The 15,586-nt window shown below is 52.3% G+C and carries 13 protein-coding genes; 9 read left to right on the top strand and 4 right to left on the bottom strand.

Annotated features, from left to right (window positions below; translation table 11 throughout):
- Positions 1 to 145 precede the first annotated feature (145 nt).
- Together ampG and WFL93_RS04480 are read right to left on the bottom strand one after the other, a co-directional pair.
- Entirely contained in the window at positions 146 to 1,633 is a 1,488-nt protein-coding gene (gene ampG / locus WFL93_RS04485) for a muropeptide MFS transporter AmpG (RefSeq protein WP_336777341.1), read from the bottom strand.
- A gap of 54 nt (positions 1,634 to 1,687) precedes the next feature.
- A complete protein-coding gene (locus WFL93_RS04480) occupies positions 1,688 to 2,266 on the bottom strand; it encodes a lipoprotein (RefSeq protein ID WP_007886975.1) in 579 nt (192 codons plus the stop codon).
- A gap of 264 nt (positions 2,267 to 2,530) precedes the next feature.
- Between WFL93_RS04480 and bolA the strand changes: the two genes are divergently transcribed.
- The 9 genes from bolA to WFL93_RS04435 all read left to right on the top strand — a co-directional run bounded on the left by bolA (position 2,531) and on the right by WFL93_RS04435 (position 12,920).
- Positions 2,531 to 2,848, top strand: a complete 318-nt coding sequence (gene bolA / locus WFL93_RS04475) for a transcriptional regulator BolA (protein ID WP_176519194.1) — start codon at positions 2,531 to 2,533, stop codon at positions 2,846 to 2,848.
- 300 nt (positions 2,849 to 3,148) lie between these two features.
- Entirely contained in the window at positions 3,149 to 4,453 is a 1,305-nt protein-coding gene (gene tig / locus WFL93_RS04470) for a trigger factor (RefSeq protein ID WP_007886973.1), read from the top strand.
- 335 nt (positions 4,454 to 4,788) lie between these two features.
- The gene (clpP, locus tag WFL93_RS04465) at positions 4,789 to 5,412 is read left to right on the top strand and encodes an ATP-dependent Clp endopeptidase proteolytic subunit ClpP (protein ID WP_007886971.1); all 624 of its coding nucleotides are present in this window, start codon (positions 4,789 to 4,791) and stop codon (positions 5,410 to 5,412) included.
- A 129-nt stretch (positions 5,413 to 5,541) separates the two neighbouring features.
- Positions 5,542 to 6,813 carry an ATP-dependent protease ATP-binding subunit ClpX gene (clpX, locus tag WFL93_RS04460; protein WP_007886970.1) on the top strand — a complete coding sequence of 424 codons (1,272 nt, stop codon included), beginning with the start codon at positions 5,542 to 5,544 and terminating at the stop codon, positions 6,811 to 6,813.
- Positions 6,814 to 7,001: 188 nt separating this feature from the next.
- Positions 7,002 to 9,356, top strand: coding sequence for an endopeptidase La (gene lon, locus WFL93_RS04455; protein WP_007886968.1), 2,355 nt, complete (start codon positions 7,002 to 7,004; stop codon positions 9,354 to 9,356).
- A 213-nt stretch (positions 9,357 to 9,569) separates the two neighbouring features.
- Complete coding sequence (gene hupB / locus WFL93_RS04450; RefSeq protein WP_036620343.1) at positions 9,570 to 9,842, top strand: nucleoid-associated protein HU-beta; 273 nt, start codon at positions 9,570 to 9,572, stop codon at positions 9,840 to 9,842.
- Between the two features lie 237 nt (positions 9,843 to 10,079).
- Positions 10,080 to 11,948, top strand: a complete 1,869-nt coding sequence (gene ppiD, locus WFL93_RS04445) for a peptidylprolyl isomerase (protein WP_336777340.1) — start codon at positions 10,080 to 10,082, stop codon at positions 11,946 to 11,948.
- 139 nt (positions 11,949 to 12,087) lie between these two features.
- A complete protein-coding gene (locus WFL93_RS04440; protein ID WP_007886961.1) occupies positions 12,088 to 12,411 on the top strand; it encodes a ComEA family DNA-binding protein in 324 nt (107 codons plus the stop codon).
- 101 nt (positions 12,412 to 12,512) lie between these two features.
- Positions 12,513 to 12,920: a YbgC/FadM family acyl-CoA thioesterase gene (locus tag WFL93_RS04435; RefSeq protein ID WP_007886959.1), complete on the top strand. Its 408-nt coding sequence runs from the start codon at positions 12,513 to 12,515 to the stop codon at positions 12,918 to 12,920.
- 37 nt (positions 12,921 to 12,957) lie between these two features.
- On the opposite strand, the gene queC is transcribed toward WFL93_RS04435, so the two are convergent.
- Complete coding sequence (queC, locus tag WFL93_RS04430) at positions 12,958 to 13,653, bottom strand: 7-cyano-7-deazaguanine synthase QueC (protein WP_180823175.1); 696 nt, start codon at positions 13,651 to 13,653, stop codon at positions 12,958 to 12,960.
- Positions 13,654 to 13,849: 196 nt separating this feature from the next.
- Positions 13,850 to 15,544: an SgrR family transcriptional regulator gene (locus WFL93_RS04425; RefSeq protein WP_336777339.1), complete on the bottom strand. Its 1,695-nt coding sequence runs from the start codon at positions 15,542 to 15,544 to the stop codon at positions 13,850 to 13,852.
- Positions 15,545 to 15,586 lie beyond the last annotated feature (42 nt).

Genomic DNA, 15,586 nt, shown 5'->3' with positions numbered 1-15,586 from the left:
ACAAACTAATTGCTCACCGGATTTAAATATTACCGCGAAGTTGTTAATTTAATGTTTCTAATTCGCGTTAAAAAAAATGCTATTGGTAAAATCAGTTCCTGATATTTTTTGCGCCATTTATTTGTCATTCACAAATAGCGATGAGTTAACGGTGATTGCCCGGCGACATTTTTCTTAATGCCAAACTGTCCAAAATTACGCCGAGTGCAACGGCCAACAGGGCAAATGCCATGCCGGCTTCAAACATCGGCGTAAGCAGCGCGTTGATTGGCAAAACTCCGCTGGCATTAAGCGCCAACGCCAGCAGCCATAACGCCAGCAGGCCACAGCCAACACTAAATAGACGTACTGTCCAGCGGTAGCCTTGCGGCCATAAGCTGCGCATCACAAACTCACCACTTTGCTGGATGCTATTTAACGTGCCGCGACATAGCCACAACAGCAGCAAACCCGGCACACCGGCAAATACCGTAAAGGCATAAAAAGCTGGCCATCCCCAAAGCTCAACCAGCCAACCGGCTGCGGGGCCAACGTAAACGCGTCCTACCGCCGAAAGGGCCGAGAGCAGCGCGAACTGGGTGGCGGAGAAGGATTTATTACACAGTGTCATTAACAAGGCGACAAAAGCCGCTGTGCCCATACCGCCGCACAGGTTTTCAATGAAGACCGCGCTGGCCATACTCCCAAGATGCGGAGGCGTCACGGCCAATAGCCAGTAAGCAAAGTTTGAGACAGCTTGTAGCACGCCGAAAATCATTAATGCACGGAACAGACTTAAGCGCTGCATCAGCACGCCGCCATATAGCGCGCCAATAATCGTAGCAAGCAAGCCGAGCGTTTTGTTGACCAGTCCGACGTCGCCGGCGCTGAAACCTACGCCGCGAATCAGGAATGTGGTGGTGAGCGAAGCGGCAAACGCATCGCCGAGCTTATAAAGGATAATCAGGGTGATCAGCAGCCAGGCATTGTTACGCTGGAAGAAGTCTTTAAGCGGGAACGTTACTGCCTGACGTAATGAATGTGGTTCACGCGCTGGCATTGTCGGCTCTTTAGCCAGTAATGTCGCGATCAGCCCTGGCACCATCAACAGCGCCATCAGCCAGTACGTGGCTTGCCAGCCGAGATAGCGATCCGCTAACCAAAGCGCGAGTCCGCCCGAAATCAGCATCGCCAGACGATAACCCAGCACGGTGATGGCCGCGCCGCTGCCGCGCTCTTCCGGCGGTAGCACGTCGGTTTTCCAGGCATCAAACACGATATCCTGCGAAGCCGAACAGAACGCCACCAAAACCGCCAACGCCGCCAGCAGCGTTAAGTCACGCGAGGGTTGCATAAAGCCCATGGCAATAATGCCGCCAATCAGTGCCAGCTGGGTGACCAGCAGCCAGCCGCGACGCCGGCCAAGAAACGGCGGCGTATAGCGATCCATCATCGGCGACCACAGAAACTTAAATACGTAAGCCTGGCCGACAAGGGAGAAGAAACCAATCGTTTTCAGGTCAACGTTCTCAACCGTCATCCACGCCTGTAACGTCCCGGCGGTTAACGCCAGTGGTAAGCCAGAGGCAAAACCGAGCAGCAGCAACACCGCCGCATTACGTTGGGTAAAAATACGCAGATAATGAGATGTCATAGCCAACCTGAAATGAAGCCCGGCCAGAAGTGACCGGGCAAATTACTGCGGAAATTAGCGGGCGTTCTGCTTAATGAAGTTGTGAACGCTGGTGTCCTGCGCCATATCAGCAATCACGTCACTCAGCGTTGAGTTAACCGCGTTGGTGATCTTCGCGTTGGTAGCGGTAAACGCACCTTCTACGCTGTAAGTCTGGCGATAGTTTTTCACCTGCTTGTTGCCGTTTTTCGCGGTAGCGATGATGGAGATATCGGCTTTGGTCGTAATGCTGTAGCGCACGTTGCCCTGTGTAACATCAGCATATAGACCGTTCACCACAATTTGCAGATCTACCGCACCGCTTGGGCCGATCATATAACCGCGTGACGTCATCTGCTTCTCCAACACTTCCTGCAGCAGGAAGCGCAGATCGCGTGAAGGCGTCAGCGTAATCAGTTGACCATCGCGGTTGACTTTCGCCAGCGCCTGATCGGAACGTTGATCGGCACCGTTAACACTGATGGTAACGCCCATCAGACTTGGATCTTGCTGCGGCAGTTGAATCTTCGGTTGAATATCCAACGTGGTGTTGTTGCTGGCACAGCCGGCCAAAATAAAAGCAGCCAGCAGAGGGAATAACAGTTTTTTCAACATACTCATTCTCGTTAGCATATAGGTTGGTTTGCAAAACTGCGGCCATCATAGCATTGCGCAGCGGTGAAAAAAGCCCCGGGCTAATGGAAATTGATTGTAAAGGCTTTTTTCAGACGGGCAGAAACCCCACCCGGTTGACCTGAAGCATAAGCGGGTTACTATGCGCAGCGTCGAGGGATTTATTTGCGGCTAACCCACGGAAGCGGTGAAAAACCTACTAATATTTAAACAGATGGGCACAGCGCTCGCCGGAGAGGAGTGTTAATCATGATTCGCGAACAAATAGAAGAAAAGTTGCGTAACGCTTTCGAGCCTGCACATCTTGAAGTGCATGATGAAAGCTACCGTCATAACGTGCCCGCCGGTTCTGAAAGTCACTTTAAAGTGGTGATTGTCAGCGATCGATTTACCGGTCAGCGCTTTCTGCAACGCCATCGCGCCATTTATGGTGAACTGGCAGCCGAGTTAGCGGGCAGCGTACACGCGCTGGCACTGCATACTTACACGCAAAAAGAGTGGGATGGATTGCAGGATACGGTTCTGGCCTCACCCAATTGTCGCGGTGCAGGAACCCTTGCCTGAATTCATTTCATCACCTTCCTCAAAACGGCCTGCGGGCCGTTTTCTTTTCATTTATTCCCTCCAAACGCGATCTACGGCGCAAAAAAGCAGCAAAACCGCCAAAAAGTGGTGAGTTTGCAGCCTCGACTCATTCCAGCGATGCCGCTATAATGCGGCGTCTATTTTTCCGGAATGTCTTCGGGACGCTTCTGGTAACAGGGATTAGGTTCTGCCTGCAGAGGCCGTCCCGGTTGTTGGATACGGCGCATTTATGTGTGGTGTCTGAAGTTGACCGAGCACGTGATTTTTTGAGGTAACAAGATGACAGTTTCAGTAGAAACCACTCAGGGTCTGGGCCGTCGCATTTCGATTACTGTTGCAGCTGACAGCATCGAGAGCGCAGTGAAGAAAGAACTGGTGGAAGTGGCTAAGAAAGTCCGTATCGACGGTTTCCGTAAAGGCAAAGTGCCGGCACACATCATTTCTCAGCGCTACGGTGCTTCTGTTCGCCAGGACGTGCTGGGCGAGTTGATGACGCGCAACTTCGTTGACGCCATCATCAAAGAGAAAATCAATCCGGCTGGCGCACCAAACTATGTGCCGGGCGAATATAAAGAAGGCGAAGATTTCACCTACGCGGTTGAGTTCGAAGTGTATCCAGAAGTTGAGCTGAAAGGCCTGGATGCTATCGAAGTCGAGAAGCCAGTAGTAGAAGTGACTGACGCTGACGTTGATACCATGCTGGAAACCCTGCAGAAGCAGCAGGCGACCTGGAAAGAGAGCGATGCTGCAGCGACTGCAGAAGATCGCGCAACCATCGACTTTAGCGGTTCTGTTGACGGCGAAGAGTTTGAAGGCGGCAAAGCCTCTGACTTCGTGCTGGCAATGGGCCAGGGTCGTATGATTCCAGGCTTCGAAGAGGGCGTTGTTGGCCATAAAGCCGGCGAAACCTTCACTATCGACGTGAAATTCCCAGACGATTACCACGCTGAAAACCTGAAAGGGAAAGACGCGAAGTTCGAAATCGTGCTGAAGAAAGTTGAAACCCGTGAGCTGCCAGAGCTGACAGAAGAGTTCATCAAGCGCTTTGGCGTGGAAGATGGTTCAATTGCCGGTCTGCGTGCTGAAGTGCGTAAGAACATGGATCGCGAGCTGAAAGGTGCTATCCGCAATCGCGTGAAGACTCAGGCAATCGACGGTCTGGTTAACGCCAACGACATCGATGTTCCGGTTGCGCTGATCGACAGCGAAATCGACGTTCTGCGCCGTCAGGCAGCACAGCGTTTTGGTGGCAACGAGAAGCAAGCGCTGGAACTGCCACGTGAACTGTTCGAAGAGCAGGCTAAACGTCGCGTAGTTGTTGGTCTGCTGTTGGGCGAAGTGATTCGCATCAACGAACTGCAGGCTGATGAAGATCGCGTTAAAACGCTGATCGAAGAGATGGCTTCTGCGTATGAAGATCCGCAGGAAGTGATTGAGTTCTACAGCAAAAACAGCGAGCTGATGAACAACATGCGCAACGTGGCTCTGGAAGAGCAAGCGGTTGAAGCAGTTCTGGCCAAAGCCAAAGTTACTGACAAAGCCACTAACTTCCAGGAACTGATGAACCAGACCTCAGCGGCCTGATTCGTAAGTTAACCGTAAGTGCTAAGCCCGTGACTGAAAAGTCGCGGGCTTTTTCGTTTCTGGCCTGATGTGCGCAGATTTGTCCTCTATTTGCTTAATTAATCGGCAAATTATCCGCTAAGCTCTTTTTCCGTGTTAGCGAATGGGCAAAAGGTTGTTATGCTTGAAACAACTGGGCAGCATCCCCAGATACAGGGAGAATGCATGAAAACAGTGAGACTGACTGATTAACCGTGTCGATATCTCGGTTTGAGACCGTGGCACGTAGTGTTCCTGCCGCGGCTTACGTAAAATCGGTACAGAATGTTGCCAATGAAATTTATCAGGAGACGGTAATGTCATACAGTGGCGATCGTGAATTTACTGCACCGCACATGGCGCTGGTGCCAATGGTGGTCGAACAAACCTCGCGCGGCGAGCGTTCTTACGACATCTACTCTCGCCTGCTCAAAGAGCGTGTGATCTTCCTGACCGGTCAGGTTGAAGATCATATGGCTAACCTGATCGTGGCGCAGATGCTGTTTCTGGAAGCTGAGAATCCTGAAAAAGACATTTACCTCTACATTAACTCGCCTGGCGGCGTGATTACTGCTGGGATGTCGATTTATGACACCATGAAATTTATCAAGCCCGACGTTAGTACCATCTGTATGGGTCAGGCTTGTTCAATGGGTGCGTTCCTGCTGACTGCGGGCACCAAAGGCAAACGTTTCTGCCTACCTAATTCACGTGTGATGATTCATCAGCCATTAGGCGGTTATCAGGGCCAGGCGACGGATATCGAAATCCATGCGCGCGAAATTTTGAAAGTGAAGCAGCGTATGAATGAGTTAATGGCTGAGCATACCGGCAAGTCGCTGGAAGAGATCGAACGCGACACCGAGCGCGATCGTTTCCTCTCTGCGGGCGAAGCGGTAGAGTATGGCTTAGTCGATTCTATCCTGACGCATCGCCAATAAGACACATCTGTCTGCCCCTTACGCTATAGTTAACGGGAAGCAGGCAGATGGGTTGAATGCATATCGGCCGTTGATGTACGGCCAGCGCCGTACAACAAATTTGGTCTGAGAAAGAAAAGAGGTTAGCTGATGACAGATAAGCGCAAAGACGGTTCAGGTAAGTTGCTGTACTGCTCTTTCTGCGGCAAAAGCCAGCATGAAGTCCGTAAGCTAATTGCCGGGCCGTCAGTGTACATTTGCGATGAGTGCGTTGATCTCTGCAACGACATCATTCGTGAAGAGATTAAGGAAGTAGCGCCGCATCGCGAGCGCAGTTCACTGCCGACGCCGCACGAAATCCGCCATCATCTTGATGATTATGTAATTGGTCAGGAAAGGGCGAAGAAAGTGTTGGCTGTAGCGGTGTATAACCACTACAAACGCCTGCGCAATGGCGATACCAGTAATGGCATCGAACTGGGCAAAAGTAACATTTTGCTGATCGGTCCAACCGGTAGCGGTAAAACATTGCTGGCAGAAACGCTGGCGCGTTTACTGGATGTGCCATTTACCATGGCCGATGCCACCACGCTGACCGAAGCCGGTTATGTGGGTGAAGATGTAGAGAACATCATCCAGAAGCTGCTGCAGAAGTGTGATTACGACGTGCAGAAAGCGCAGCGCGGTATTGTCTACATTGATGAAATCGATAAGATTTCTCGTAAGTCGGACAACCCATCGATCACCCGTGACGTATCGGGCGAAGGCGTGCAGCAAGCGCTGCTGAAATTGATTGAAGGCACCGTGGCTGCTGTACCGCCGCAGGGCGGACGCAAACATCCACAGCAGGAATTCTTGCAGGTTGATACCTCTAAGATTCTGTTCATATGTGGTGGCGCATTTGCCGGTCTCGACAAAGTGATTTCTCAGCGTGTTGAAACCGGATCCGGTATCGGCTTCGGCGCAACCGTGAAGGGCAAATCTCAGAAGGCGAGCGAAGGCGAATTGTTGTCGCAGGTTGAGCCAGAAGATCTGATTAAGTTTGGCCTGATTCCTGAATTCATTGGTCGTCTGCCCGTCGTGGCAACGCTGAGCGAGTTGAGTGAAGAGGCGCTGATTCAGATTCTGCGTGAGCCGAAGAATGCGCTGACCAAACAGTATCAGGCGTTGTTCAATCTGGAAGGTGTAGAGCTGGAATTCCGTGACGAAGCTTTAACGGCAATTGCTAAAAAAGCGATGTCACGTAAAACCGGTGCACGTGGTCTGCGTTCCATCGTGGAAGGTGCGTTACTCGAAACCATGTATGACTTGCCATCGATGGATGACGTTGAAAAAGTGGTGATTGATGAGTCAGTAATTGATGGTCAATCCGAGCCGATGTTGATTTATGGAAAGCACGAAGCCCAGGCTTCTGGCGAATAAATAAACAATCGCACCGCGTTGTTATCTTAAAAAAGGGGAAAAATCTTTCCCCTTTTGTTTTTCTCTCGCCAGTGACATTGAATGTCGTACAAGCATCCCCATATACTCAATATCCTGTGGGTTTAACTGCAAAACCTCTATTGCGCGGTACCCATCACCTGGCGGACATTAAACTAAGAGAGAGCTCTATGAATCCTGAGCGTTCTGAACGCATTGAAATCCCCGTGTTGCCGTTGCGCGACGTGGTGGTTTATCCGCACATGGTAATTCCGTTGTTTGTTGGCCGGGAAAAATCGATTCGGTGCCTCGAAGCCGCGATGGATCATGATAAAAAGATCATGCTGGTTGCACAGAAAGAGGCTTCAACGGATGAACCTGGCATTAACGATCTCTTCTCAGTAGGGACCGTCGCTTCTGTATTGCAGATGCTGAAACTTCCAGACGGCACGGTAAAAGTGCTGGTTGAAGGTTTACAGCGCGCACACATCACCACGTTGGCTGATAATGGCGACCATTTTGTTGCCCAGGCTGAATATCTGGTCTCGCCGGAAATTGAAGAGCGCGAACAGGAAGTGCTGGTGCGCACGGCCATCAACCAGTTTGAAGGCTATATCAAGCTGAATAAAAAAATCCCGCCTGAGGTATTAACTTCCCTCAACAGCATTGACGATGCGGCCCGATTGGCCGACACCGTAGCAGCGCATATGCCGCTGAAACTGGCTGATAAACAGTCGGTGCTGGAGATGTCCGACGTGAATGAACGTCTGGAATATCTGATGGCGATGATGGAATCAGAAATCGATCTGCTGCAGGTTGAGAAGCGTATTCGCAACCGCGTTAAAAAGCAGATGGAGAAAAGCCAGCGTGAGTACTATCTGAATGAGCAAATGAAAGCCATTCAGAAAGAGCTGGGCGAAATGGATGACGCGCCCGATGAATACGAGGCGCTGAAACGTAAGATTGAAGCGGCTAAAATGCCGACCGAAGCGCGTGAAAAAGCTGAAGCTGAGTTACAAAAGCTGAAGATGATGTCGCCGATGTCAGCAGAAGCGACCGTGGTTCGTGGCTATATTGACTGGATGGTTCAGGTTCCATGGGTCGCGCGCAGCAAGGTGAAAAAAGACCTGCGTAAAGCGCAAGAGACGCTGGATATTGACCATTATGGTCTGGAGCGTGTTAAAGACCGCATCCTTGAGTATCTTGCGGTGCAGAGTCGCGTCAGCAAAATCAAAGGACCGATTCTGTGTCTCGTTGGACCGCCAGGCGTAGGTAAAACCTCGCTGGGCCAGTCGATTGCAAAGGCAACCGGACGCAAATATGTGCGTATGGCGCTGGGTGGCGTACGCGATGAAGCGGAAATTCGCGGACATCGTCGTACCTACATTGGCTCTATGCCCGGTAAGCTGATCCAGAAAATGGCGAAAGTTGGCGTGAAGAACCCGCTGTTCCTGTTGGATGAGATCGACAAAATGTCGTCCGACATGCGCGGCGATCCGGCTTCAGCGCTGCTTGAGGTGCTGGATCCCGAGCAGAACATCGCGTTCAACGATCACTATCTGGAAGTCGATTATGATCTTTCTGACGTGATGTTCGTGGCGACCTCCAACTCCATGAACATCCCAGCGCCGCTGCTTGACCGTATGGAAGTGATTCGTCTTTCGGGTTATACCGAAGATGAAAAGCTGAATATCGCTAAGCAACATTTGCTACCGAAACAGATTGAACGTAATGCGCTGAAAGACAAAGAGATCACCGTCGACGACAGCGCCATTGTAGGTATCATTCGCTATTACACCCGTGAAGCGGGCGTGCGTAGTCTGGAGCGCGAACTCTCCAAGCTGTGCCGTAAAGCGGTGAAAACGCTACTGATGGACAAATCGAAAAAACACATCGTGATCAACGGTGATAATCTCAAGGATTTCCTTGGCGTTCAGCGCTTTGATTATGGTCGTGCAGAGAGCGAAAGCCGTGTTGGTCAGGTGACCGGTCTGGCGTGGACGGAAGTGGGCGGCGATCTGCTTACCATCGAAACTGCCTGCGTACCTGGCAAAGGTAAGCTGACTTACACCGGTTCGCTGGGCGAAGTGATGCAGGAATCGATTCAGGCGGCGCTGACTGTGGTGCGTGCGCGTGCGGAGAAACTGGGCATCAATGCTGATTTCTACGAGAAACGTGACATTCACGTCCACGTGCCAGAAGGTGCGACGCCGAAAGATGGCCCAAGCGCCGGTATCGCCATGTGCACCGCGCTGGTCTCATGCTTAACCGGTAACCCGGTGCGTTCTGACGTGGCGATGACGGGCGAAATCACCCTGCGTGGCTTGGTTCTGCCGATTGGCGGACTGAAAGAGAAGTTGCTCGCAGCGCATCGTGGTGGCATTAAAACGGTACTGATTCCCGATGAAAACAAGCGCGATCTGGAAGATATTCCTCAGAACGTAATTGCCGATCTGGAGATTCATCCGGTGAAGCGTATTGAAGAGGTGCTGAACCTGGCACTGGAAAATGCGCCTTATGGTATGCAGGTTGCGACCGCAAAATAGTGATTAGCGACATAAACCGCTAAAAAGCGAAGCTGGCAGGCAAATTGTTGCTTGCCAGCTTTTTTTTGTGCCGCTAACTTAGTGGGCTGCTGGATCAACGATTAAGATGAATACCGTTGTTTCGGCTCCACAGGCTTGATATAACTTGCTGCGCGTTCGCACCGGGCGGGAAGCGCGGGTGCGATGTGAATAATAAAAGAGGGGATGAAGAGAGTGAATAAGTCACAGTTGATCGACAAAATTGCTGCAGACGCTGACATTTCTAAAGCAGCAGCGGGACGTGTATTAGATGCATTCATGGAATCCGTTACCGAAGCTCTGAAAGGCGGTGATGAAGTGGCACTGGTTGGTTTCGGTACTTTCTCTGTACGTGAGCGTGCAGCTCGTACAGGCCGTAACCCACAAACGGGTAAAGAACTCACCATCCCGGCTGGTAAAGTTCCGGGCTTCCGTGCAGGTAAAGCACTGAAAGATTCCGTCAATTAATGACCGCTGATCTATCCATTGAAGCAATTTCTTCCATGGATTGAGGACGCAAAAGCCGTTCTCATGTAACATACGGGCACATCATTTTTGATGTGCCTTTTTTATTCTTGATGCGCGGCGATGGCCTTTGGTTGTTGTCTCCGCATGGTTGCCAACTGCCAGCCTGAACAGCAGTTGCACGATGATGACATCGTGTTAAAGCTTTACATTCACACTACAGCGGAGTGTTGTCATACCATGATGGACAATTTACGCGCGGCGTCGAATCATGTCGTGCTCAAGATTATTCTGGGATTGATCATCCTGTCTTTTGTACTCACCGGGGTGGGCAACTACCTGATTGGCGGCGGCAGCGATTATGCCGCGAAAGTTAACGGCCATGAGATCAGCCGTGCGGAGCTGGAGCAGGGTTATAACAATGAGCGCAATCGTCAGCAGCAGATGCTGGGCGATCAGTTCTCACAGCTAGCCAGCAACGAAGGCTATATGCAGCAGATGCGTCAGCAGGCGCTGTCGCAGCTGATTGATCAGGCACTGCTCGATCAATACATCAAAGATCTGCACATTGGCATCAGCGATGATCAGGTGAAACAGGCAATTTTCAATCAAAAAGCCTTCCAGACCAACGGTAAGTTCGACAACGCCAAATACAGCGGCCTGATCACCAGCATGGGCTTCACCGCTGACCAGTATGCGGAAGCGCTGCGCAAGCAGCTGGCGACGCAGCAGCTGATTAACGCCATTACCAATACCGATTTCATGCTGAAAGGCGAAACCAGCAAGCTGGTAGATCTGGTGTCACAGCAGCGTGAAGTGCGCCAGGCGGTGATTGATGTCAACGCGTTGGCGGCTAAACAGACCGTCAGTGACGATGAAATCAGTCAGTATTATCAGCAACATCAAAACAGCTTTATGGCGCCTGAGCAGTTCCGCGTGAGCTACATCAAGATGGATGCCGCTAGCATGACGGAAACGGCCAGCGAAGCAGATATTCAGAGCTGGTACGACCAACATAAAGCGGATTATTCACAGCCGCAGCGCAATCGCTATAGCGTGATTCAGACCAAAACTGAAGCCGATGCCAACGCCGTGGTTGATGCCCTGAAGAAAGGTGAAGATTTCGCTGCACTGGCAAAAAGCAAATCAATTGACCCAATCTCAGCGCGTAAAGGTGGCGATATGGGGTGGCTGGAGCCGAGCACTACGCCAGACGAGCTGAAAAATGCCAATCTGACGCAGAAAGGCCAGCTGTCGGGTGCTATTAAGTCTTCTGTTGGCTACCTCGTGGTGCGTCTGGACGATATTCAGCCGGAGCAGGTTAAGCCGCTGGCCGAAGTGCATGACGCCGTTGCGGACAAAGTGAAGCAAGAGAAAGCGGTGGATGCCTTCTACAAAATTCAGCAGAAAGTGAGCGAAGCGGCCAGCAATGATAATGAATCGCTGGCTGGCGCAGCACAGGCTTCGGGTCTGAAAGTGGTCGAAACCAATTGGATCACCCGCGATAACTTGCCAGATGAGCTGAATTTCGATGCGGTTAAGCAGGCGATCTTCAACGGTGGTTTAGTCGGTCAGAATGGTGCGCCGGGTAACAACTCCGACATCATTTCTGTGGATGGCGATCGCGCCTTCGTCTTGCGTATCAGCGAGCATAAACCGGAAGCGGTGAAGCCGTTGGATCAGGTTAAAGCGCAGATTGTGGATACCCTGAAGCATGATAAAGCGACGCAGCAGGCAAAAGCGCAGGCCGACAAATTGCTGGCCGATCTGAAAGCCGGTAAAGCAGATGCGCTGCAAGCTGCGGGCTTGACGCTCAGCGCCAGCAAATCATTCGACCGCAATGCACAGGATCCGGTTGCGCAGTCAGCCTTCAATCTGCCACAACCTGCCGACAATAAGCCGTCGTGGGGCGTGAGCGAAGATATGCAAGGCAATGTGGTGCTGGTCGCGCTGGATAAAGTCAGCGCGGGCAATATGCCGCAGGCACAGACCGATGAGATGGTGAAAGGTGTGACGCAGAATAATGCGCAGATCGCCTTTGAAGCGCTGCTGGAAAACCTGCGTAAAGAGGCGAAGATTAAGTACGGCGCCGCTGCACAAAACCAGTAAGCCTCACAAAAAAAGTTAAATCACTGCAATACCGAAAGGCCGCTTATGCGGCCTTTTCCATTTCTGGAATTGCCCTTTTGAGCGTTGATTTTAGCTGTGACACCCTGCTGTTGCTGTCAAACACAAGGAGAAACACAGCATGGTTAAATCAACGTTTCATGCCCTCTGTATTGCGCTGGCGCTGGGCGGCGCAGTTTATACCACTGGGCTCGCGGCCGCCGAGAGCCCCAGCGAAACGCAGGCAACGCAAGTTTCCACGCCACAGGAAGGGCAGGTCAGCATTAATTCAGCCACAGCTGAGCAGCTCGCTGCTGGCATGAATGGCATAGGACTAAAGAAAGCGCAGGCGATAGTGAGTTATCGCGAGCAATACGGTCCCTTTACTGCCATTGAGCAACTCAAGGAGGTGCCGGGCATCGGCAGTGCATTGATAGAGCGTAACAGCGCTCGGCTTAAACTGTGAGGCGACTCGCGACTTTGAAGGATTGAAAAAGCCCCTATTCAGGCTGTGCTATGCTCAACAGGTCTTACCAGTTGTCATTCTCAGCCTGAACAGGAGCAACAATGCAAACCACAATTAAAGTGCGCGGGTATCATCTGGATGTTTATCAGCACGTGAATAACGCGCGCTATTTGGAGTTTCTTGAAGAGGCGCGCTGGCAGTGGTTGGAGGATGTCGATGCCTTTCATTGGCTGATGGCGCAACAGCTGGCGTTTGTGGTGGTGAATATCAACATTAACTATCGTCGTCCGGCAGTGCTGGGCGACGTGCTGAATATTGAAAGTGAAGTATCTCAGCTAAGCGGTAAAAGTGGTGTGATCACGCAGCGCGTATTATTGGCGAAAGATAATTCGGTGGTGGCTGACGCAGCGCTAACCTTTGTTTGTATCGATTTACGCACGCAAAAAGCGGTGCCGATGGAGGGGGAGTTGCGCGATCGTATGGCGGCGTTGATGCTTGAGAGTCATTAGCTGGCATCAATGACGCCAGCTTACAGCGCAATCTGAATCAGCTGAGGCCGCTTTTCTGTTTCATCGCGGCCATCACGGCTGACGTGTTTTCCTGATACTCGGCTAAGCCGCGGGCACGTAAATGACAGGCTGCGCATTCGCCACATCCATCGCCCTTAATGCCGTTATAGCAGGTGAGGGTTTCGGCGCGTACCAGCGGCAACTGCTGCCAGTAATCTGCCAGCGCCCAAGTCTCCGCTTTGTTCAGCCACATTAGCGGCGTTTCAAAGCGAATATTGCGCGCCATCCCCAGACTTACGGCGTTATTCAGGGCTTTAACAAACTCATCGCGGCAATCCGGATAACCGGAGAAATCGGTCTCACATACGCCGGTGATGACTGCCTCAGCTTCAACCTGATAGGCATAAATTGAGGCCAGCGTCAGGAATAGAATATTGCGGCCCGGCACAAAGGTACTCGGTAAACCGCTGGCGTTAGGATCATACGTCGGTACGGGAATATTATCGCGCGTCAGGCTGCTGACGGCTAATTCGTTGAGCAGCGTCACATCCAGCACTTTGTGCGCGCGGGCGCCGAGCTTTTGTGACAGCTCAGCCGCAACCTCAATCTCTTCGCGATGACGCTGGCCGTAATCAAAGGTGACGCAATGCACTTCATCATAATGTTGCAGCGCCTGAATTAAACAGGTGGTGGAGTCTTGTCCGCCACTAAATACCACAACGGCTCTTTTCATTTTTTCTTCCCCAAAAATCAGTGCGCCTATGGTACTGGCTCAGACGCGGACTGAACAGTATACCCGTCATACTTCAAGTCCCTTCATGGCGCCTACTCTTGGATAGATGCGTTGGCTGCGCGTGTTCATCCCGGTCACTTACTTCTGTAATCTCCTGGAATTCACCCACTTGCCGCCTTTCTGCAACTCGAATTTTTTAGGATGTAACGCTGGCTGTGGTTGGCGGCGGAATCCAGGCGCGGGTGAAATCAAACCAGCCCAAACTGTTGAGTTGAATGCCCTCAACGCCAGGCGGAGCAAAAACCTGATAGCGATAGTTAAACAGTGGCAGAAGATGACCTGCGCGCATCAGATGCTGGAACAGTTGATGGGTTTGCTCGCCACGCAGCGCCGCGCTGGGTTGCTGGGCGATGGCGCTAAGCGGTTGTTGCAGCACGTCTTCGCGCAGCGGTTGCCATACCGCATCGTTCTCCAGCCAATTCACTAGCGTGAACAGCGGCGCATCGCCGATCAGCCGATCGCCCATCACGACATCAGCTTGACTGAGATCGATATCGTCGCGCCAGCTTTTTACGTCGTGAAAAAAGCAGGTCAGGGTGCAGCCGTATTGCGCCAGTAGGGGGATCAGCGCCTGCGCCATGACATGCAACTCGACCGGTAAATGGTAATGCAGCGTCAGAGCCGGCGGCAGTGCAATGTTGTCGCACTCTGCAAACGGCACGGGCCAGCCGGGGAGCAGTTCGTGACTTGGGGTGATCAAGCCTTCATCCAGCGGCAACTGCTTAATCACGCCGCTACGCTGAATCAGCGCAATCAGCGATTTGGCCTGGTCGGCACTGAAGTGCGAAGAGATACGCGGTGCGAGATAGCAAAATCCGAGGCTTATGCTGCGATCTACTGAGCGCAGCGTATCCAGTTCATCAGGATCGCCAATCGCGATTTGCACCGGGTGGCTACAGCTGGTGCCGAGATCACGATCAAACAGCTGTGGCGTGATCCAGTATTCCATCCGCTGGATCAGCGGGCGCTGCAAATGCCAGCGCGCATGGCTCTCCAGCCGCACCAGATCAGCGGTGAAGTGCGTCAGTTTCCATGCTCCGCTGCCAATATCAGCGAATTCAGGATGAGGTAACAAACAGAACTGATGCGCCAGCCTCTGCGGCAGCCAGTAATCGCTCTCGCGCAGTTGAATATGCACCGCCAGCGGATGCGGGGCTTCAATTTGCTCAATTGCCGCGAGCAGGCGCGAACCGCGCGGCGATTGCATGATCTCTTGCAGCTGCTCGACCAGTTGCGCCGCTTGCACCGGCTCATCGTTATGCCAGCTGAGCTGTGGGCGGAGCCAGAAGTACCATTCACGGCCGCTGGCATCGTGCTGCCAATGGTGAGCGATATCGCCTTCAACATCATTATCGCGAAAGCGCGTTAGCCCGGAGAAAACCTGGCGCGCCAGATGTTGCTCGGCGCGCCCGGTCAGCTGCAGCGGACGCAGCGGTTCCATCGCGCGGTAATAGGGGATGCGCAAAACCGGCGACTGGTTTTGCCATTGGCCGCCCATCAGCGGCCGCAGCATTTTCACCAGTCGATCGGGATGCAGATCCAGCACTTGCAAGGCTTGTACCGCTTCACCGGCATCAAGTTGCCGTGTTAACAACTGCTGCCGCAGCTGCTCCGGCGACAGCAGAAAAGTCAGCTTGCCCTGTTTGCCGCGTCCGGATTCAGCGCGCCAGCGCAGCCAACCCGCGTCCTGCCATTGGCGTAGCAGCGTACGCGCGTGGCGTTCACTGCAAAAACAGTGCTGTGCCATCACAGCGACGCTGAGACGTTGTGTTTCACCGTGGCTGAGTTGCCACAGACGCTGAAATTGGTTGACCCGATGCAGTTCGCGCATAGCTAAACCCGGAACAGTTTTTAAAAAGTATTCACTATTAGT

It is taken from the genome of Pantoea sp. USHLN256 (genome assembly GCF_037149875.1).
GTDB lineage: Bacteria > Pseudomonadota > Gammaproteobacteria > Enterobacterales > Enterobacteriaceae > Pantoea > Pantoea nemavictus.
The sequence above is the reverse complement of the archived record's forward strand: the minus strand, read 5'-3'. Positions and strand labels throughout refer to the sequence as shown.